Below are 20,521 nucleotides of genomic sequence, written 5' to 3' on the forward strand. Positions count from 1 at the left end.
GTTCGTCCCAACCGATGCCGTCCCGCCGCCGACAGCCCGCCTAGGCTGATCGCAACGGATACAGGGAGGCAGAGTGGCCGAGCTCTCGGAAGTCTTCTTCGTCGACGGCGTGCGGACCCCGTTCGGGCGCGCCGGCGAGAAGGGCATGTACTGGAACACCCGGGCCGACGACCTCATCGTCAAGGCGATGATCGGGCTCATGGAGCGCAACGGCGGGATCCCCGGCGATCGCATCGACGACGTCGCCATCGCCGCGACATCGCAGACAGGAGACCAGGGGCTCACCCTGGGGCGCAGCACGGCGATCCTCGCGGGGCTCCCGCAGACGGTGCCCGGCCTCGCCGTCGAGCGCATGTGCGCGGGCGCCATGACGGCGGTGACGACCATGGGCGCCTCGATCGGCTTCGGCATGTACGACGTCGCCATCGCAGGAGGCGTCGAGCACATGGGGCGGCACCCGATCGGCGCCAACGCCGATCCCAACCCGCGCTTCGTCGCGGAGAAGCTCGTCGACCCCGGCGCCCTCAACATGGGCGTCACGGCCGAGCGCATCCACGACCGATTCCCCGCCATCACGAAGGACCGCGCGGATCGTTACGGCATGCGCAGCCAGCAGAAGGTGCAGGCCGCGTACGAGGCCGGCCGCATCCAGCCCGACCTCGTCCCCGTCGCCGTGGCCGATGCGGATGGCGCCTTCCGCCTCGCCGCGGAGGACGAGGGGCGCCGCCCCGAGACGACGCTCGAGGGGCTCGCGGGCCTCAAGACGCCGTTCCGCCCGCACGGGCGCGTGACGGCAGGAACGTCCTCGCCCCTCACCGACGGGGCCACCGTGAGCCTGCTCGCGGGATCGGCGGCCGTGAAGGAGCTGGGGCTCGCGCCCAAGATGCGGATGGTCTCGTTCGCGTTCTCCGGCGTGCAGCCCGAGATCATGGGGATCGGCCCCATCCCCTCGACCGAGAAGGCGCTCGCCAAGGCGGGACTGACGATCGACGACATCGGTCTCTTCGAGCTCAACGAGGCCTTCGCCGTGCAGGTGCTGTCGTTCCTCGACCACTTCGGCATCGACGACGACGACCCGCGCGTGAACGCGTGGGGCGGCGCGATCGCGCTCGGCCATCCGCTCGCGGCATCCGGCGTACGGCTCATGATCCAGCTCGCCGCGCAGTTCGCCGAGCACCCCGAGGTGCGCTACGGCCTCACGGCGATGTGCGTCGGGCTCGGGCAGGGCGGCAGCGTCGTCTGGGAGAACCCGCACTACACCGGCAAGCGGAAGCGGAAGTGAGCGAGATGACCGACTACGACGCCATCGACTTCTCGGACCTCGAGGCGCTCGGCGCCGATGAGGTCGTGACCCGCTCCCTCGTGCGCGACGTGGTGCTCGCGAGCGGACGCACCCTCGCCCTCATCACGCTGCACAACGGGCGCGACCACACGCGGCCGAACACGATCGGCCCGAAGACGCTCTCGGAGCTGTCCGGCGTGCTCGACGCGCTTCAGAGCCGCGCCACGGCGGGCGAGATCGACGCCGTGGGCATCACGGGCAAGCCGTACATCTTCGCCGCGGGCGCCGACCTCTCGCAGATCGGCGCCCTCACCAGGCGCGCGGACGCGCTGCGGATCGCGCAGCGCGGCCACCAGGTCCTCGGGCGCCTGTCCGAGCTCGGCGTGCCCACGTTCTCCTTCGTGAACGGCCTCGCCCTCGGAGGCGGCACGGAGATCGCGCTGAACTCGACCTACCGCACGGTGGACTCCTCCGCCGCGGCGATCGCGCTCCCCGAGGTCTTCCTCGGGCTCGTCCCCGGCTGGGGCGGCGCCTACCTGCTGCCCAACCTCATCGGCATCGAGAACGCGCTCGAGGTCGTCATCTCGAACCCGCTCAAGCAGAACCGCACGCTGAAGCCGCGCCAGGCGTTCGAGCTCGGCATGTTCGACGCGATCTTCCCGCCGGCTTCCTATCTCGAGGACTCCCTGCGGTGGGCCGACGGCGTGCTGACGGGATCCGTCCGCGTCGAGCGCAGGAACGCCCCCGGACGCATCGAGCGCCTCACGAAGTGGCCGATCGCGATCAAGGTCGCGCGAGGCATGCTCGAGAGCCGCATCGGCACGGTGCCCAAGGCGCCGTACCGCGCGCTCGAGCTGCTCGAGAAGGCGCGCTCCGGTACGAGGGAGGAGGCCTTCGCCCGCGAGGACGAGGCGCTCGCCGACCTCATCGCGGGCGATCAGTTCGCGGCGTCGATGTATGCGTTCGACCTCGTCCAGAAGCGCGCCAAGCGCCCCGTCGGCGCCCCGGACCGGAAGCTCGCGCGCCCCGTCTCGAAGGTCGGCGTCATCGGCGCGGGGCTCATGGCCAGCCAGTTCGCGCTGCTGTTCCTGCGCCGCCTCCAGGTGCCCGTCGTCCTCACCGACGTCGACCAGGCGCGCGTCGACAAGGGGCTCGCGTACATCCGCGACGAGATCGCCGCGCTCGAGCAGAAGGCGCGCATCGACGCCGACGAGGCCAACCGGCTGCGCGCGCTCGTGCGGGGAACGGTCGACAAGACCGAGTTCGCCGACTGCGACTTCGTCATCGAGGCGGTCTTCGAGGAGACCGCCGTGAAGCAGCAGGTGTTCGCCGAGATCGAGGGCATCGTCTCTCCCGAGGCGATCCTCGCGACGAACACGTCCTCGCTGTCGGTCGAGGAGATCGGCTCGGTCCTCGCACACCCCGAACGCCTCGTCGGGTTCCACTTCTTCAACCCCGTGGCCGTCATGCCGCTCGTCGAGATCGTCCGCACGCCGCAGGCGAGCGAGGAGGCGGTGGCGACGGCGTACGTCGTGGCGAAGAACCTGCGCAAGAACGCGATCGGCTCGGCCGACGCGCCCGGCTTCATCGTGAACCGGCTGCTCGCGAAGGTGATGGGCGAGGCGGCCCGGGCGCTCGACGCTGGCACGCCGCTGGCGACCGTGGAGCGCGCCTTCGGCCCGCTCGGTCTGCCCATGACGCCGTTCCAGCTCATCGACCTCGTCGGCTGGAAGGTCGCGGCGCACGTGCAGGACACCATGGTGTCGCACTTCCCCGAACGCTTCCACGCCTCGGCCAACCTGCATGCGCTCGCCGACGTGCCGCAGGCCGTCGAGAAGGACAAGGGCGGCCGCGTGACGGGGTGGACGAAGGAGGCCCAGCGCGTGCTCTCCGTCGGCTCGTCGCCCGCGACAGAGGACGAGATCCTGCGCCGTGTCGAGGACGAGCTGGCGCGCGAGATCCGGCTCATGCTCGACGAGGGCGTCGTGCCCGAGGTCGAGGACATCGACCTCGCGCTGATCCTCGGGGCCGGATGGCCGTTCATCGACGGCGGCGCCTCGGTCTACCTCGACAGGGTCGGCGCGTCCGAGCGCGTCTCCGGCCGCACCTTCCACGATCCCGTCATCCGCGGCGTCGACGGCTGACGCATCGGGACGACGGAGGGGCGGGGCCGTTGGCCCCGCCCCTCCGTCGTCCTCAGACTCCGGCGATGCGCTCGATCTGGCCGGTCGTCGGCGGAGCCGTCGCGCCCTCGGGCCGCGCCACGGGGATGCGGGTTCCGAGCACCTGCGACACGACGTCGTGCGCGATCTTCGCGGGCGTCAGCCCGGCGTCCTCCAGCACCTGCTCGCGCGATGCGTGGTCGATGAAGGCATCGGGGAGACCGAGCTCGTCGACCGCCGTGTCGACGCCCGCCTCGCGGAGGACCTGGCGCACGCGCGTGCCGATCCCCCCCACGCGGATGCCGTCCTCGAGCGTGATGACGAGCCGGTGCCGGGCGGCGAGGGCGACGATCGACTCCGCGACCGGCACCACCCAGCGCGGATCGACGACGGTCGCTCCGATCCCCTGCGCCTGCAGCCGCCGGGCGACGTCCAGCCCCGTCGTGGCGAAGGGGCCGATGGCGACGATGAGCACGTCCTCGTCCTCGGCGCGGAAGAGCACGTCCACCCCGTCGGACAGCCGCTCGACGGCGGGGATATCCTCGCCCACGCTGCCCTTCGGGAACCGGATGACGGTCGGGGCGTCGGCGACGTCGACGGCTTCGCGGAGCACCTCGCGGAGCCGCTCCGCGTCGCGCGGAGCGGCGATCCGCACGTGCGGCACGATGTGCAGGAGAGCCAGATCCCACATTCCGTGGTGGCTCGGTCCGTCGGGGCCCGTGACGCCCGCGCGGTCGAGCACGAAGGTGACGCCGGCCTTGTGGAGGGCGACGTCCATGAGGACCTGGTCGAACGCGCGGTTGACGAACGTCGAGTACAGGGCGACGACGGGATGGAGTCCGCCGTAGGCCAGTCCGGCCGCCGAGGCCACGGCGTGCTGCTCCGCAATGCCGACGTCGTACACGCGGTCGGGGAAGCGCTCCGCGAACGGCGCGAGGCCGGTGGGACGGAGCATGGCGGCCGTGATGGCGATCACGTCGTCGCGCTTCTCCCCCACCCGGACGAGCTCGTCGGCGAACACCTCGGTCCACCCTCGGCCGCCCGAGCCGCCCATCGGCTGTCCCGTGACCGGGTCGATGCGGCCGACGGCATGGAACTGGTCGGCCTCGTCGTCGAGGGCGGGCTGGTAGCCGCGGCCCTTCTCTGTGATCGCATGGACGATGACGGGCGCGCCGAACGCCTTCGCGAGACGCAGCGTCTCGAGCAGGGCCGGCAGATCGTGGCCGTCGACCGGGCCGAGGTACTTGATGTCGAGCTGCGAGTAGAGCTCGCTGTTGTTGGTGAGGCGGGAGAGGAAGCCGTGGGTCCCGCCTCGGAGCCCGCGGTAGAGCGCACGCCCGACGGCGCCGAAGCGGCCAGCGAGACGGCCGGACTTCTCGCCCAGATCACGGTAGACCTCACCCGTGCGGACGCGGTTGAGGTACCGCGCCATCCCGCCGATCGTCGGCGCATAGGAGCGGCCGTTGTCGTTGACGACGATGACGAGGTTCCGCTCGTTGTCGTCGGTGATGTTGTTGAGCGCCTCCCAGGTCATTCCTCCCGTCAACGCGCCGTCGCCCACGACGGCGACGACGTGACGGTCTGACCGGCCGGTGCGCTGGAAGGCGCGGGAGATGCCGTCCGCCCAGCTCAACGAGCTCGACGCATGCGACGACTCCACGACGTCGTGCTCGCTCTCGGAGCGCTGCGGGTAGCCCGCAAGGCCGCCGCGCGACCGCAGCTGGGCGAAGTCCTGCCGCCCCGTGAGCAGCTTGTGCACGTACGACTGATGCCCCGTGTCCCAGATGATCGGGTCGTGCGGGGAGTCGAACACCCGGTGCAGGGCGATCGTGAGCTCCACGACCCCGAGGTTCGGCCCGAGATGGCCTCCTGTGCGCGCCACGTTCTCGACGAGGAACTCGCGCACCTCGCCGGCGAGCTGCGCGAGCTCGTCCTCGGAGAGCGCATCGAGGTCGCGTGGCCCGCGGATCCGGTCGAGCAGAGTCATGATGCGAGCCTACGCCGACAGCCTGGAGGGAGCGTGCGACGCGACCGGGCTTGACTTCCCGGCGCGCAACGGCCCCGGCACCCGCAGAGCGGGGCACCGGGGCCGATGGGGACGTGCGTCAGACGAGGCTGCGCAGCACGTACTGCAGGATGCCGCCGTTGCGGTAGTAGTCCGCCTCACCGGGGGTGTCGATGCGCACGACGGCGTCGAACCGCACCGTCTCCTTGCCGGGAGCGGAGTGCTCGCTCGGCGCGGCGGTCACGGTGACCGTCTTGGGCGTGACGCCCTCGTTGAGCTGCTCGAGGCCCTCGATCGAGACGATCTCGGTGCCGTCGAGGCCCAGCGACGCCCAGCTCTCGCCCGCGGGGAACTGCAGCGGGACGACGCCCATGCCGATGAGGTTCGAGCGGTGGATGCGCTCGAAGCTCTCGGTGATCACGGCCTTGACGCCCAGCAGGCTCGTGCCCTTGGCCGCCCAGTCGCGCGACGATCCGGAGCCGTACTCCTTGCCGCCGAAGATGACGAGCGGGGTGCCCTGCGCCTGGTAGTTCTGCGACGCATCGTAGATGAACGACTGCGGACCGTCGGGCTTCGTGAAGTCGCGCGTGTAACCGCCCTCGACCACGGCGCCGTCGTTGACGGCGCTCACGAGGAGGTTCTTCAGGCGGATGTTCGCGAACGTGCCGCGGATCATGACCTCGTGGTTGCCGCGTCGCGACCCGTACGAGTTGAAGTCCTTCTGTGCGACGCCGTGCTCCGTCAGGTACTGCGCGGCGGGCGTGCCCGCCTTGATGTTGCCTGCGGGGCTGATGTGGTCGGTCGTCACCGAGTCGCCCAGCGTCGCCATCACGCGCGCGCCCACGATGTCGGTGACGGGCGTGAGGTCCATCGTCATGCCCTCGAAGTACGGGGGCTTGCGCACGTACGTCGACTCGTCGTTCCACTCGAAGACGGGGCCGGTCGGCGTCGGCAGGTTGCGCCAGCGCTCGTCGCCGTCGAACACGGTCGCGTACTGCTTGATGAACTGCTCCCGCGAGATCGACGAGTCGATGATCTCCTGGACCTCGTCCGGCGAGGGCCAGATGTCCTGCAGGAACACGTCGTTGCCGTCCGCATCGGTGCCGAGCGCGTCCGCCTCGAAGTCGAAGTTCATCGACCCGGCGAGCGAGTACGCCACGACGAGCGGAGGCGACGCGAGGTAGTTCATCTTCACGTCGGGGCTGATGCGGCCCTCGAAGTTGCGGTTGCCGGAGAGCACGGCCGTCACGGCGAGGTCGTTCTCGTTGATGGCCGCGGAGACCTCCTCGATGAGGGGGCCCGAGTTGCCGATGCAGATCGTGCAGCCGTAGCCGACCGTGTAGAAGCCCAGCGACTCGAGGTCCTTGTCGAGACCCGACTTCTCGTAGTAGTCGGTCACGACCTTCGACCCGGGGCCGAGCGTCGTCTTGACCCAGGGCTTGCGCGTCAGGCCCTTCTGCGCGGCCTTGCGCGCGAGGAGCCCCGCGGCGATCATCACGGAGGGGTTCGACGTGTTCGTGCACGACGTGATCGCGGCGAGCGTGACGGCGCCGTTGTCGAGGAGGTACTCCGCGCCATCCGGCGTGGTCACCTTGACGGGGTTGGACGCGGCGTGCGGCGCACCGGAGACCAGCACCGACGGCGAGTGGTGCAGATCGTGCGCCTCGACGTGCTCGTGCTCGACGCCGGGGGCGACGCCCGGGTCGGAGGCGGGGAACGTCCCGTCCACCTCGACCGGCTCCTGAGCGGGCTCCGCGTAGTTCAGGATGTCCTTGCCGAACTGCTCCTTCGCGTCCGACAGCAGGATGCGGTCCTGCGGGCGCTTCGGGCCGGCGATGGAGGGGACGACCGTGGAGAGGTCGAGCTCCATGTACTCGCTGAAGACGAGCTCCCGCGACGGGTCGTGCCAGAGGTGCTGCTCCTTGGCGTACGCCTCCACGAGCGCGACCGTCTGCTCGTCGCGGCCGGTCAGCCGCAGGTAGTCGAGCGTGACGTCGTCGACGGGGAACATGGCGGCCGTCGAGCCGAACTCGGGGCTCATGTTGCCGATCGTGGCGCGGTTCGCGAGCGGCACGGAGGCGACGCCCTCGCCGTAGAACTCGACGAACTTGCCGACCACGCCGTGCTGGCGGAGCATGTCGGTGATCGTGAGGACGACGTCGGTCGCCGTCACGCCCGCCGGGATCGATCCGGTGAGCTTGAACCCGACCACACGCGGGATGAGCATCGAGACGGGCTGGCCGAGCATGGCGGCCTCCGCCTCGATGCCGCCGACGCCCCATCCGAGCACGCCGAGGCCGTTCACCATGGTGGTGTGCGAGTCGGTGCCGACGCACGTGTCGGGGTAGGCGCGCAGCACGCCGCCGACCTCGCGGTCGTACACGACCTTCGCGAGGTGCTCGATGTTCACCTGGTGGACGATTCCGGTGCCCGGGGGGACGACCTTGAAGTCGGAGAAGGCGGTCTGGCCCCAGCGGAGGAACTGGTAGCGCTCGCCGTTGCGCTCGTACTCGATCTCGACGTTGCGCTCGAGCGCGTTCTCGCTGCCGAACAGGTCGGCGATGACCGAGTGGTCGATGACCATCTCGGCGGGCGAGAGCGGGTTGATGCGGTTCGCGTCGCCGCCGAGCGCCGTGACGGCCTCGCGCATGGTGGCGAGGTCGACGATGCACGGCACGCCCGTGAAGTCCTGCATGACGACGCGAGCCGGCGTGAACTGGATCTCGGTGTCGGGCTCCGCCGCGGCATCCCAGGAGCCGAGCGCCTCGATCTGCGCCTTCGTGATGTTCGCGCCGTCCTCCGTCCTGAGGAGGTTCTCGAGCAGCACCTTGAGGCTGTACGGGAGCTTCTCGTAGCCGGCGACGGCGTCGATGCGGTAGATCTCGTAGTCGGTGCTGCCGACCGTCAGGGTGCTCTTCGCACCGAAGCTGTTCACCGTTGACACGGGCTGTCTCCTCCTGGTCGACCGCGCACTTACGCCCCCATCTTGCTCGCCGCCCGCAGCGGAAGGCTAGGAAGGCGGACCTAACCCGACGACCACGGCGGGCGAGGCGCGACTGCTGCGCGATTTATCTCGATGTCAAGATAAATCTAGCACGCGTGGATGCTCACGCACGGCCCAGGCGAGCGCGTGTCAGGCTGCGGGGCGCGGGTAGAGCGCGCGCACGGCGAGCCACGTCACCGCGACGAGCGGTGCGAACAGCGGGAGGCCCATGACGAGCTTGAGGGTGCCGAGCGCCGTGACGTCGCCCGCGAAGTACAGCGGCAGCTGCACGGCGAGACGCGCGTAGAACAGCGCGGCCCACGCGAGCCCGAGCCACAGGAAGACGCGGCGCTTCCGGCGATCCCTGCGCCACGCCGTCCCCTCCCCCATGAGGAAGCCGACCGCGAGGCCGATGAGCGACCACCCGATGAGGGCGGAGACCAGGAGGGCCGTTCCGTAGACGGCGTTCGTCAGGAAGCCGGGGACGAAGTTGTCCTCTCCGCGCCCGGTCCAGAGCGCGAGCGCGGCCGCGGCCGCCGCCGCGATGAGGCCCCCGAGGGCGGCGGAGGGCGGCGACTTCTGGATGAGGCGGACGAGCGTGAACAGCGCGGCCACCCCGACGGAGACGCCCAGCGCGAGGACCAGCGCGTCGGGGAAGAGAGTGAAGAGCACGACGAAGGCGAGGCTCGGGAGCACGGACTCGAGCACGCCCCGCCATCCGCCCATGGCCTTCCACACCACCTGGCCCGTGCCCGCCTGCGCAGACGGGTCCAGGCCCATGCGGCGGGCGGCTCCGCCGAGTGCGGCGCCCAGCGCGTCGGAGGCGCTCGGCGGTTCGAGGGGCGTGTCCTCTTCTCGATCGCCCGCTGCGCTCACGCCGCTCCCGGGGTCTGCGGCATCTTCAGGGGGATGAGGTCGCGGGGCGGCATGGGGGCGCCGCCGCGCACGACGACGATCGAGCGGAAGAGGTCCTCCACGCGCTCCGCGGCCTCGGGATCGCTCGTCGCGCGCCCGCCGACGACGCCGCGCAGGAACCAGCGCGGCCCGTCGACGCCGATGAAGCGGGCGAGCCGCTTCTCGGAGGCGCCGCCGGCGAGGACGGGCACCTCGGCGAGGAGCTCGGGGCCGAGGGGGCCTTCGCGCTCCTCCACGCGCCCGCCCTGCTGGCGCACCTGCTCGCGGATCTGGTCGCGCGTCTCATCCCAGAGTCCCGCCGACCGGGGAGCGGCGAAGGGCTGCACCTGGAGCGTGGAGTCGGCGTAGTCGAGCCCGACCGCGACGATGCGCTTGGACTGCTCCTCCACTTCGAGCCGGAGGTTCAGCCCCTCCCGCGGCAGGATCTTGATGCCGCCGAGATCGATGTACGGGCGCACGGGGTTGGCCTCGGACTCGTCGAACGGCCCGTCCGCGGCGCGGTCGCGCGCGGTCGGCCCCGTCGTCTCCGCGACCTCGATCTCGTCGGCGCCCTGCCCGCTGTCGTCGCTCATGCGTCTCCTCGTGTCTGCTTGCCCGTCGAGCCGAAGCCGCCGTCACCGCGCACGGATCCGGGCAGCTCGTCGACGGGGATGAAGTTCGCGCGCGGAACGGGCATGAGGATCAGCTGCGCGATCCGCTCGCCCTTCGCGACGCGGTACGTCTCGCGCGCGTCGGTATTGAGGAGGGCGACCTTGATCTCGCCCCGGTAGCCCGCGTCGATCGTCCCCGGCGCGTTCACGATCGTTATGCCGTGCTTCGCGGCGAGCCCGCTGCGGGGCACGACGAAGGCCGCATATCCGTCGGGCAGCGCGACGCGCACGCCGGTACCCACCAGGGCGCGCTCCCCCGGTGCGAGCGCGACGTCCTCGACCGAGACGAGGTCGGCTCCTGCGTCGCCGGGGTGCGAGTAGACGGGCACCGCGGGTGCGACAATGGGGACGTCCACGATATCGGTCACGCAACGAGGGTAATGCAGAACACCGTGCCGTCCCCCCACAGCACCTCCTCCGCGGGTGCCGCCGCTCCGTACCGAGAGCGCCTGTCGCCGTCGCTGTGGGCGCTCGCGTCCGCCGCCGTCACGGGCCCCATGATCGCTCTCGTCTTCATCCGCATCGAGCCTGCGCTGGCGCTGGCGCTGGGAGCGGCGGGCGCCGTCGCGATCATCGCACTGCTGCTCGCCGGCTCCCCCGTCGTGGAGGTGCGGGAGGGCCGCCTGCGCGCAGGGCGCGCGCACATCGAGGCCCGCTACCTCGGCGAGCCCGTGCCGCTCGTCGGGGAGGAGGCCCGCGCGGCCCGCGGGACGGGTCTCGACCCGCGCGGCTGGTACCTCGTGCGCGGCGGCATCGACGGCGTGGTCGTCATCCCGAACACCGACGAGGACGACCCCGTCACGTCGTGGACGGTGTCCACGCGCACGCCCGACCGCCTCGCGGCGGCCGTGCGGCGTGCGCGCGGGAAGACCCGCTGACGCGGGCCGGTCGCGTCAGGCCGCGCAGTCGCGGCAGATCGGACCGTCTGCGCCGTCGTGGTCGAGCTGCGAGCGGTGCTTCACGAGGAAGCAGCTCATGCACGTGAACTCGTCGTCCTGCGGCGGCAGCACGACGACGTCGAGCTCGACGTTGGAGAGGTCGGCGCCCGGCAGGTCGAAGCTCGACGGGTTGTCGGCGTCCTCCGAGTCGATCGACCCCGCGTTGTCGGGGCGGCGCGCCTTCAGCGCCTCGATCGACTCGTTGTTGTCGTCTTCGCTCTTGCGCGGGGCGTCGTAGTCGGTTGCCATCTAGGGCGTCACTTCTTTCGTCATCGGGTGTTGCTCATCCCCGCCGCGTGGCGGGGCGGCGCTATCTTGCACGACGCGTCGCGCTTTCGCAAATGCGTTCTGCCCGACGCGCCGCCTCCGGCGCCTGCACGCATCGGAACCCGCGGCGCGCCCGCGGTATTCCCGGCCTGGACGCCCTGCCCGTGACACCATGACGGGACACCGATGGCCATCGTGTGAGGAGCAGGCGCATGGAACAGCTCACGATCGTGGGAACCGAGGACGGGAAGCTCGTCCTGGCGAACGACTCGGGCGTGCGGTTCGTGCTGCCCGCAGACGACCTGCTGCGCACCCAGCTGCGGCGGATCGACAGGGCCGCCCACAGCGACGAGCCGCGGCTCCCGGCCGTGAGTCCGCGGGAGATCCAGCAGCACATCCGCTCGGGCCTCTCCGCGGAGGAGGTTGCCGCCCTCCTCGGAGCGCGTCTCGAGGACGTGCGGCGGTTCGAGGGCCCGGTCGTCGCCGAGCGCGAGCACATCGTCGGACGCGCTCTCGCGGTGCCCGTGCTCATGGCCGTCGACCTCGGCGGCGAGCAGAACCCGACGTTCGGCGACGCCATCCGCGGCAAGCTGTCGGACATCTCCGCGACGGGTGAGCGATGGACGAGCTGGAAGGACGACACCGGCTGGGTCGTCAAGCTCGAGTTCACGGCATCCGACGTCGACCACGACGCGCGCTGGAGCTTCGATCCGCGCCGCGGCGCGCTCGCCCCGCTGAACGGCGACGCCACGCAGCTCTCGCGCCAGGGTCCGCTCCCGGAGGGTCTCATCCCCCGGCTGCGCGCGCTCGACGCGGTCGAGCCGCGCGAGGAGGAGCGTTTCGATTCCGGGGCCTTCGGACCACGTCGCCTCCCCGAAGCGGAGACCGCCACCGACGGCCTGACACGGGCCATCCCGTCGGTGCGCGACGCCGCGACGAAGCGCGCTCCGAGCGCCGACGCCCCGCACCCCGACACCGCCGACCTCCTCGAAGCCCTCCGCCGTCGACGGGGCCAGCGCGAGACCGCGCCCGTGCTCGAGACCGAGACCGACGCCCCGGACGAGCCCGAGAAGCCCGGCGCCGCCCCCGTCGCGATCTTCGACGCCCTCGAGCCGGGGTACGCGGGCGACCCGGAGCCGGAACCCGCCGCGGAGACGGCCGCCCGCCCGGAGCAGGACGCGCCCCGCCGTCGCGGGCGCGCGTCGATGCCGTCGTGGGACGAGATCGTCTTCGGCGCCCGCGCCGACGACTGACCCTCCTCAGCGCCTGATCCTCCTCAGCGCCGTGCGACGGCGCCGAGGAGGATGAGCGGGACGCTCGTCTCCTCCGGAGTGACGGAGCCGTGCTGGCCGACCATCGCCTGCGAGCGCTTGTCGGCGAGGCGATCGTCGTAGAACGCCCACGTGCCGCGCGCCGCAACGAGGACGTCGCCGATCCGCGGCGCCACGGCGGCGTCCACCTCGCCGAACAGACCGGAGGCGACGGCGGCGTCGCGCGTCGCGACGACCCCGCTGCGCTCTGAGAGCCGCGTCCAGGTCGCCGCCACGGTCTCCGCCTGCGCCCCGTCGTCGAGGTAGAGGTGGAGCAGCCGCGGCTCGCCGCCGATGAGCGCGACGCCGTCGAGACGCGGGTCGCCGTGGTCGAGCAGGTCGTGGCGGCGCCGGGGGACGTCGACCATGCCGTGGTCCGCCGTGACGATGACGCCGACGCCGGCGGGCACGGGCGCCGCGAACGCCGCATCGACGTCCTCCAGCGCGGCGAGCCACTGCGGCGAGTCGACGCCGTGCCGGTGTCCCGCCTTGTCGACCTCGGGGAGGTAGCAGTAGACGAACGCCCCGGGATGGGCGGCGGCGAGCGCGTACGCCGTCGCGACGCGGGCGCGCACGCCGTCCTCCGCGACGTACTCCGCGCCGCGGAGCACCGCGCGGCTGAAGCCCGTGCCGGCGTACTCGCCGAGGCCGACAGCGAACGCGCGCCGGCCGTCCGCCAGCGCTTGCTCGAACACGGTCGGCTCCCGCTGCCACGTCGAGGGATCGAGGCCGTCGCGCTCGTAGCCGTTCAGCTGGTTCGCGAGGGTTCCGCGCTCGGGATCGCGCACACGGTAGCCCGCCAGACCATGGCGGCCGGGGTCCGCGCCCGTGAGGATGCTCGTGAGCGCGGCAGCCGTCGTGGACGGGAAGACGCTCCGCGCGGTGTCGCGACGGGCCATCGCGCCCGCGAGACGGCGCGCATGTCCTGCATGGGCCCGCAGCTGGATGGCGCCGAGCCCGTCGACGACGACGAGGACGAGGGACGTCGCAGGGGCGAGCCACGTGCCGCGGCCGTCGAGCGCGCGCAGCGACTCGGGCGCGAGCTCGGTGAGGCTCCGGGCGTTCGCCGGGCCCCCGGGTACGATGAGGGACATCCGGGCAAGTCTCCCATAGCGGCGTCCACGCCGCCCTGCGCGCGCCACCCGGCCGCGGGCGGGCAGGACGGCGGACGAGCACCGGGCATCACGCGAGGAAGAGGGCCGAATGGCGCGCAGGCAGGCGTCCGACGCTGCACCCGTCGACGAGCGCATCGAGGACATCGACCTCGAGTCGGAGATGCAGGGGTCGTACCTCGAGTACGCCTACTCGGTCATCTACTCCCGAGCGCTCCCCGACGCGCGCGACGGCCTCAAGCCCGTGCAGCGGCGCATCCTGTTCCAGATGGCCGAGATGGGCCTGCGCCCCGAGCGCGGCCACGTCAAGAGCGCCCGCGTCGTGGGCGAGGTGATGGGGAAGCTCCACCCCCACGGCGACACCGCCATCTACGACGCGCTCGTCCGCCTCGCCCAGGACTTCGCCCTGCGCGTCCCGCTCGTCGACGGCCACGGCAACTTCGGCTCCCTCGACGACGGCCCGGCTGCGGCCCGCTACACGGAGGCGCGCCTCGCCGCCGCCGCGATGGCGATGACGGAGAACCTCGACGAGGACGTCGTCGACTTCGTGCCGAACTACGACGGCCAGTTCCAGCAGCCCGACGTGCTGCCCGCCGCGTACCCCAACCTCCTCGTCAACGGCACGACCGGCATCGCGGTCGGCATGGCGACGAACATGGCGCCGCACAACCTCACGGAGGTCGTCGCGGCCGCGAACTTCCTCATCGAGAACCCCGATGCCACGCTCGACCAGCTCATGGAGTTCGTACCCGGCCCCGACTTCCCCTCGGGCGGGATCGTCGTGGGGCTCGACGGCGTCCGCGACGCCTACGAGACGGGGCGCGGCGCGATCAAGGTGCGCGGCAAGGTGTCGATCGAGCAGATCGGCCCGCGGCGGACCGGGATCGTCGTCACCGAGCTGCCGTACATGGTGGGGCCGGAGCGCGTCATCGAGAAGCTCAAGGACGCCGTCCAGTCGAAGAAGCTGCAGGGCATCAGCGACGTCACCGATCTCACGGACCGCAACAACGGGCTGCGGATCGTCATCGGGGTCAAGACCGGCTTCGACCCGCAGGCCGTGCTGGAGCGCCTCTACCGCCTCACCCCGCTCGAGGACTCCTTCAACTTCAACAACGTCGCCCTCGTCGGCGGGCGTCCGCACACCCTGGGACTGCTCGAGCTCCTGCGGGTGTACGTCGGGCACCGCATCGAGGTCGTCACGCGCCGCAGCCGCTACCGCCTCGCGCGGCGGCAGGAGCGTCTGCACCTCGTGAGGGGCCTGCTGGTGGCCATCCTCGACATCGACGAGGTCATCCAGGTCATCCGCACCTCCGACGACTCCGAGCAGGCCCGCTCGCGACTGTGCCAGGTGTTCGACCTCGACGACGTGCAGGCGGAGTACATCCTCGAGCTGCGCCTGCGCCGCCTCACGAAGTTCTCGCGCATCGAGCTCGAGAAGGAGCGCGACGAGCTGCTCGCGGAGATCGCGCACCTCGAGGAGCTGCTGGGATCGGATGCCCTCCTGCGCCGCCAGGTGTCGTCCGAGCTGGACGCGGTCGTCGACAAGTACGGCACGCCGCGGCGCACGCTCCTCATGAACGCGAAGCCTGCGGCGACCCGCTCGCGCAGGACCGACGATGCGGATCTCCAGATCGCCGACGGCGCGACGCTCGTCGCGCTGTCGACGACGGGGCGCGCCGTGCGCGTGGAGGTTCCCGAGGGGCAGGCGCTCGCGGCCCCTGGTCGGCGCAGCAAGCACGATGCGATCCTCTCGACCGTCGCCACGACCATCCGTGGCGAGGCCGGCGCCCTCACGAACCGCGGCCGTCTCGTGCGGTTCCATCCCGTCGACATCCCCTCTGTGCCGGCGAACGCCGTGCAGCTGGGCGCGGGCGTGAAGCTGCACGACTACGTCGGTCTCACCGACCGCGCCGAGCGGATCGTCGCGCTCGTCCGCCTCGACGACGAGACGCCGGTCGCGCTCGGGACGGCGCAGGGCATCGTCAAGCGCATCGTCCCGGCCGCCCTGCCGGCGAAGGCGGAGATCGAGGTCATCGCCCTGAAGCCCGGCGACGAGGTCGTCGGCGCGGCGCCCGCGGGCGAGGAGGCGGAGCTCGTGTTCGTCACGACAGACGCCCAGCTGCTGCACTTCGCCGCGTCGTCGGTGCGCCCCCAGGGCGCGGCGGCCGGCGGGATGGCCGGGATCAAGCTCGGCGCGAACGCGTCTGCGCTGTTCTTCGGCGCCGTCTCGGGCGACGGCGACGTCGTCGTCACCGTGTCGGGCTCGGAGGCGATGCTGCCGGGCGCCGACACGGGTCGCGCGAAGATCTCGGACTTCTCCGAGTTCCCGGGCAAGGGCCGCGCGACGGGCGGCGTGCGCGCGCACGCCTTCCTCCGCGGCGAGGACCGGCTCACGCTCGCGTGGGTGGGGCCAGACCCGGCGCTCGCCGTCGATCAGAACGGCTCTGCGCGCAAGCTCCCCCAGACGCTCGCCAAGCGCGACGCGTCGGGTCAGCCGCTCGACGCCGTCATCTCGTCGATCGGCCGCACGATCGTCTGACATCGCACCTCGCGACCTGTCGACTCGGTCGCTGCGCGCCCTCGCTCGACGACCGACCGGCCCGGGGGCTCGGACCGTCAGGCGTCGATCGCCTCGCGGTCGAGGCGGTCGGCGGAGTCGATGATGAACTCGCGGCGCGGGGCGACCTCGTTGCCCATGAGCATCTCGAAGACGCGGCCGGCCGCCTCCGCGTCCTCCATCCGCACCCGTCGGAGCAGACGCCCGTCACGCTGCATCGTCGTCTCCGCGAGCTGGTCGGCGTCCATCTCGCCGAGGCCCTTGTACCGCTGGATGGGCTCCTGCCAGCGCTTGCCCTGCTTCTGCAGCTTCGCGAGCAGCCGCTGCAGCTCGACGTCGCTGTACGTGTAGATCGTCTCGTTCGGCTTGGAGCCGGGGTTGACGACGATGACCCGATGCAGCGGCGGGACGGCCGCGTACACGCGACCGTCCTCGATGAGCGGCCGCAGGTAGCGGTAGAACAGCGTCAGCAGCAGGGTGCGGATGTGCGCGCCGTCGACGTCCGCGTCGCTCATCATGATGACCTTGCCGTAGCGCGCGGCCTCGATGTCGAAGGTCCGGCCCGACCCCGCGCCGATCACCTGGATGATGGACGCGCACTCGGCGTTCGACAGCATGTCGCCGATCGAGGCCTTCTGCGTGTTGAGGATCTTGCCGCGGATGGGCAGCAGCGCCTGGAACTCGCTGTCGCGCGCCCGACGCGCGGTGCCGAGCGCGGAGTCGCCCTCCACGATGAACAGCTCCGACTGCGCCACGTCGCTCGAACGGCAGTCGATCAGCTTGGCCGGCAGGGAGGAGCTCTCCAGCGCGTTCTTCCGGCGCTGCGTCTCCTTGTGGGCACGCGCCGACACGCGCGCCTTCATCTCGGCGACGACCTTGTCGAGCAGCATCGAGGTCTGGTTCTTGTCGTCGCGCTTCGTCGACGTGAAGCGCTCGCGGAGCCCCTCGCGAACCACCTTCGCGACGATGGCGCGCACGGCGGGAGTGCCGAGGACCTCCTTGGTCTGCCCCTCGAACTGCGGCTCCGGGACCGTGACGGTGAGGACGGCGGTGAGGCCCGCCAGCACATCGTCCTTCTCGAGCTTGTCGTTCTGGCCCACCTTGAGGCGCCGGGCGTTCTTCTCCACCTCGGCGCGCAGCTGCTTGAGCAGCTCCTGCTCGAACCCCTGCTGGTGCGTGCCGCCCTTGGGCGTCGAGATGATGTTGACGAACGAGCGGATGGCCGTGTCGTAGCCGGTCCCCCATCGCAGGGCGATGTCGACCGTGCACTCGCGCTGGACCTCGGTCGAGCGCATCGAGCCGTCCGGCTGGAGCATCGGCACGGTCTCCTGGAACGTGCCGGAGCCCTGCAGCCGCCAGTCGTCCGTGACGGGAGCGTCCGTCGCCAGGAAGTCGACGAACTCGGAGATGCCGCCATCGAAGCGGTACGACGTCTCCACGGCGTCGTCGCCGCGCTCGTCGCGGACGACGATCTCGAGGCCCGGCACGAGGAACGCCGTCTGCCGCGCGCGCGTGACGAGCTCGTCGAGCTGGAATGCCGCATCCCTCGTGAAGATCTGACGGTCGGCCCAGTAGCGCACCCGCGTCCCGCTGACGCCCTTCCCGACCTTGCCGACGAGACGCAGCTCGCTGCGCTCCTCGAAAGGGCGGAACGGCGCATCCGGCGCCGGAGCCCCGGCATCGTCGAAGAGGCCGGGCTCGCCGCGGTGGAACGACATCGCCCACGTCTTCCCGTCCCGATCGACCTCGACGTCGAGACGCTCCGAGAGCGCGTTCACGACGGACGCGCCCACGCCGTGAAGACCACCGGACGCGGCATACGAGCCGCCGCCGAACTTCCCGCCCGCGTGCAGCTTCGTGTAGACGACCTCGACTCCCGAGAGTCCCGTGCGCGGCTCGATGTCGACGGGAACCCCGCGACCGCGGTCGTGCACCTCGACGGAGCCGTCGCCGTGCAGGATGACGTCGATGCGCGAGCCGTTGCCCGCGACCGCCTCGTCGACGGCGTTGTCGATGATCTCCCACAGGCAGTGCATGAGCCCGGGCGATCCGTTCGAGCCGATGTACATTCCGGGGCGCTTGCGGACGGCCTCGAGGCCCTCCAGGACCTGGAGGTGGTGGGCGGAGTACTCGGCGGTCACAGTCTTCGAGCATACTTTCGACGCGGCGCACCGCCTGCATGACACTCCCCGGCCGGGGGCCGACGTACGCGCTGAGCGAAACACGCCGGCGTTCGGGCATCTTTCCGAGGTGGGCGTGGTTTCATACTGTGAACTCGGATCAGGCAGTTCGAACAGGAGGCAGACCATGACCGCGACAACGACACCCGAAGCACCTGCCGCCTACCGCCTCACGGCCGCCGACCGCTGCGACAGCTGCGGAGCGCAGGCCTACATCGCCGCCGAGGTGAACGGCAGCCAGCTGCTCTACTGCGCCCACCACGGTCGCAAGTACGAGGAGAAGCTGCGCGCCGTCGCCACGTCGTGGATCGACGAGACGGCCCGTCTCGCCGAGGCCGGCTGAGACACCGTGCTTCCGAAGCGCCCGTCCGCGAGGACGGGCGCTTCGTCGTCGGGGGCCGCCTCAGTCCACGTGCACACGCGGGATGAGGGGAGACAGCCGCAGCAGAGGCTCCTCGCCGACCGTGCCCGCGGCCTCGCCGACGCTCGTCGGCGTCCACTCCCCCGTCGTGCCCGGCCCGAAGACGACGACCTTGTCGCCGACGGCGGCGCCGGGCCACGACGCGACGGTCGAGGTGGTCTCCGCGACGTCCAGAAGAGTGCGGGCGCCCGCGGGCGTCCCCACCTCGATCCGCCCGGCGAGGGTCGAGAACACGCCGTCGAGCCATCCGACGCCGATCTCCACGCCCTCCGCGCCGATGCCGACGACGTCGGCGACGAGCGAGGCGGCAGGCGCCACACCGGGGATGTCGTCGTCTCCGGCCGAGCGGACGCCGTAGCAGAAGGCGCCGATACGCACGAGGTCGCCGCGGAACGCCGGCCGGTGCCACGCCGCGGCGCTCGCGGCGAGGTGCCGCACGTCGGGCCGGAGACCCGCGTCGAGGGCGACGCGGCCCGCCTCCTCGAACACCGCACGTGAGAGGTCGTCCTCGGCGTCGCTCGCCTCCGAGATGTGGCTCCACAGGCCGACGACGCGGATGGCCCCGTCCCGCTCGAGCGCGGCCGCGCGCGCCGTGAAGGACGGCCATTCCTCCGGTCGCACGCCGTTGCGGTGAAGTCCCGTGTCGATCTTGAGGTGGACGGGGGCGGCCGCCCCGCGTCCGCTCGCGATGCGCGCCACACGCTCGAGGTAGCCGGCGTCGCCGACGCCGAGCTCCAGCCCCGCGTCGAGGGCGCCGGCGACCGCCTCCTCCGGCAGGGTCGCCCAGCAGAACACGCGCGCGCGCTCGCCGGCCGCCGCCTTCGCGCGCGCCGCCGACGGCACGTCGATGGCGCCGAACCACGACACTCGCTCGTCGAGAGCCGCGGCCACGACGGGCTCGACGCCGTGGCCGTATGCGTCGTCCTTCACGACGACGAGAAGCGCCGCGGGCGCCACACGCTCGGCCACCGCGCGCACGTTCGCCCGCAGACGCGCCAGGTCGATCCTCAACTCCGTCATTCCGCCACCTCCCGCGCCGTGCCGAGACCGACGCGCGCCGCAAGCTCGGCGGGACGCAGCCCCGTCGCCGACGCCCACTGCCCGAGCTCGTCGCGCACCACGCCATCGCCGAAGAACACCACCTCGTCGCCGGGGACGACATCCCCGTGCGATCCGACATCCACGACGCACACGTCCATCGCCACGCGTCCGACAATCCTCCGGCGGCGTCCTCGGATGTCGACGTAGACGCTGTTGCCGAGCGCGCGGACGACGCCCTGCGCGTACCCGCCGGGCACGAGGGCGACGCGCGTGTCCGTCGCGGCACGGTGGATGTAGCCGTACGACACGCCCTCGCCCTTGCGGAGCGGCTTGGTCGACAGCACGCGCGCGCGCAGCGACATCACGGGTGCGCCGCCCTCCAGGCCCAGGATGCGCGCCATCGGAACGGTCGGCGCCGCATCCGTCACGACGAAGCCGAGGTCCTCGGCGATCGCGCGGTCGACGGCGTCGACGACGACGGCGCCGACGCCCGCGTGCCGGAGGGCGCGACCCACCACGAGAAGTCCGTGGCCCCACGCGTCACGGCGCAGATCGCCGACGTCCGAGGCGCCGACGGATGCCGACTCGAGGTTCGCGACGAGGGCGGCGGGCGACACGCGCGTCCACGGCGCCGCGGTCCGGAGGCGGGGCGAAGTCACCCGATCTAGACTAGCCAGGCCCCCCGCCCGCGACCTGGA

The 20,521-nt window shown here is 71.6% G+C and carries 16 protein-coding genes; 6 read left to right on the forward strand and 10 right to left on the reverse strand.

What is annotated here, in order from left to right:
- The first annotated feature begins 73 nt into the window (after positions 1 to 73).
- Together ABD998_RS03515 and ABD998_RS03520 are read left to right on the forward strand one after the other, a co-directional pair.
- Complete coding sequence (locus ABD998_RS03515; protein ID WP_345435958.1) at positions 74 to 1,282, forward strand: thiolase family protein; 1,209 nt, start codon at positions 74 to 76, stop codon at positions 1,280 to 1,282.
- A gap of 5 nt (positions 1,283 to 1,287) precedes the next feature.
- A complete protein-coding gene (locus tag ABD998_RS03520) occupies positions 1,288 to 3,426 on the forward strand; it encodes a 3-hydroxyacyl-CoA dehydrogenase NAD-binding domain-containing protein (protein WP_345436920.1) in 2,139 nt (712 codons plus the stop codon).
- 52 nt (positions 3,427 to 3,478) lie between these two features.
- On the opposite strand, the gene dxs is transcribed toward ABD998_RS03520, so the two are convergent.
- The 5 genes from dxs to dut form a co-directional block, all read right to left on the reverse strand.
- Complete coding sequence (dxs, locus tag ABD998_RS03525) at positions 3,479 to 5,431, reverse strand: 1-deoxy-D-xylulose-5-phosphate synthase (protein ID WP_345435960.1); 1,953 nt, start codon at positions 5,429 to 5,431, stop codon at positions 3,479 to 3,481.
- A gap of 118 nt (positions 5,432 to 5,549) precedes the next feature.
- Complete coding sequence (locus ABD998_RS03530; protein ID WP_345435962.1) at positions 5,550 to 8,393, reverse strand: aconitate hydratase; 2,844 nt, start codon at positions 8,391 to 8,393, stop codon at positions 5,550 to 5,552.
- Positions 8,394 to 8,582: 189 nt separating this feature from the next.
- Positions 8,583 to 9,308 carry a DUF3159 domain-containing protein gene (locus ABD998_RS03535; RefSeq protein ID WP_345435964.1) on the reverse strand — a complete coding sequence of 242 codons (726 nt, stop codon included), beginning with the start codon at positions 9,306 to 9,308 and terminating at the stop codon, positions 8,583 to 8,585.
- Entirely contained in the window at positions 9,305 to 9,919 is a 615-nt protein-coding gene (locus ABD998_RS03540; protein WP_345435966.1) for a DUF3710 domain-containing protein, read from the reverse strand. Before ABD998_RS03540 ends, ABD998_RS03535 begins: the two co-directional genes overlap by 4 nt.
- Positions 9,916 to 10,365: a dUTP diphosphatase gene (gene dut, locus ABD998_RS03545; protein ID WP_345435968.1), complete on the reverse strand. Its 450-nt coding sequence runs from the start codon at positions 10,363 to 10,365 to the stop codon at positions 9,916 to 9,918. Before dut ends, ABD998_RS03540 begins: the two co-directional genes overlap by 4 nt.
- A 12-nt stretch (positions 10,366 to 10,377) precedes the next feature.
- Between dut and ABD998_RS03550 the strand changes: the two genes are divergently transcribed.
- A complete protein-coding gene (locus tag ABD998_RS03550; RefSeq protein WP_345435970.1) occupies positions 10,378 to 10,875 on the forward strand; it encodes a DUF3093 domain-containing protein in 498 nt (165 codons plus the stop codon).
- Positions 10,876 to 10,890: 15 nt separating this feature from the next.
- Here the strand turns inward: ABD998_RS03550 and ABD998_RS03555 are convergent, their stop codons facing one another.
- On the reverse strand, positions 10,891 to 11,184 hold the full coding sequence (locus ABD998_RS03555; protein ID WP_345435972.1) for a DUF4193 domain-containing protein: 294 nt from the start codon (positions 11,182 to 11,184) through the stop codon (positions 10,891 to 10,893).
- 230 nt (positions 11,185 to 11,414) lie between these two features.
- Here ABD998_RS03555 and sepH point away from each other — a divergent pair, with 230 nt between their 5' ends.
- Complete coding sequence (gene sepH / locus ABD998_RS03560) at positions 11,415 to 12,455, forward strand: septation protein SepH (RefSeq protein ID WP_345435974.1); 1,041 nt, start codon at positions 11,415 to 11,417, stop codon at positions 12,453 to 12,455.
- 23 nt (positions 12,456 to 12,478) lie between these two features.
- On the opposite strand, the gene ABD998_RS03565 is transcribed toward sepH, so the two are convergent.
- On the reverse strand, positions 12,479 to 13,606 hold the full coding sequence (locus tag ABD998_RS03565) for an alkaline phosphatase family protein (protein WP_345435976.1): 1,128 nt from the start codon (positions 13,604 to 13,606) through the stop codon (positions 12,479 to 12,481).
- A gap of 109 nt (positions 13,607 to 13,715) precedes the next feature.
- On the opposite strand from ABD998_RS03565, the gene ABD998_RS03570 reads away from it, so the two are divergent.
- The gene (locus ABD998_RS03570; RefSeq protein WP_345435978.1) at positions 13,716 to 16,163 is read left to right on the forward strand and encodes a DNA gyrase/topoisomerase IV subunit A; all 2,448 of its coding nucleotides are present in this window, start codon (positions 13,716 to 13,718) and stop codon (positions 16,161 to 16,163) included.
- A 77-nt stretch (positions 16,164 to 16,240) separates the two neighbouring features.
- Here ABD998_RS03570 and ABD998_RS03575 read toward each other — a convergent pair whose 3' ends face one another.
- A complete protein-coding gene (locus tag ABD998_RS03575) occupies positions 16,241 to 18,322 on the reverse strand; it encodes a DNA gyrase/topoisomerase IV subunit B (protein ID WP_345435980.1) in 2,082 nt (693 codons plus the stop codon).
- A gap of 166 nt (positions 18,323 to 18,488) precedes the next feature.
- Between ABD998_RS03575 and ABD998_RS03580 the strand changes: the two genes are divergently transcribed.
- A complete protein-coding gene (locus ABD998_RS03580; RefSeq protein WP_345435982.1) occupies positions 18,489 to 18,704 on the forward strand; it encodes a DUF7455 domain-containing protein in 216 nt (71 codons plus the stop codon).
- A gap of 60 nt (positions 18,705 to 18,764) precedes the next feature.
- Here the strand turns inward: ABD998_RS03580 and ABD998_RS03585 are convergent, their stop codons facing one another.
- Entirely contained in the window at positions 18,765 to 19,802 is a 1,038-nt protein-coding gene (locus tag ABD998_RS03585) for an alanine racemase (protein WP_345435984.1), read from the reverse strand.
- Positions 19,799 to 20,482: an alanine racemase C-terminal domain-containing protein gene (locus ABD998_RS03590; RefSeq protein WP_345435986.1), complete on the reverse strand. Its 684-nt coding sequence runs from the start codon at positions 20,480 to 20,482 to the stop codon at positions 19,799 to 19,801. Before ABD998_RS03590 ends, ABD998_RS03585 begins: the two co-directional genes overlap by 4 nt.
- Positions 20,483 to 20,521 lie beyond the last annotated feature (39 nt).

The organism is Microbacterium gilvum, from assembly GCF_039543865.1.
Classification (GTDB): domain Bacteria; phylum Actinomycetota; class Actinomycetes; order Actinomycetales; family Microbacteriaceae; genus Microbacterium; species Microbacterium gilvum.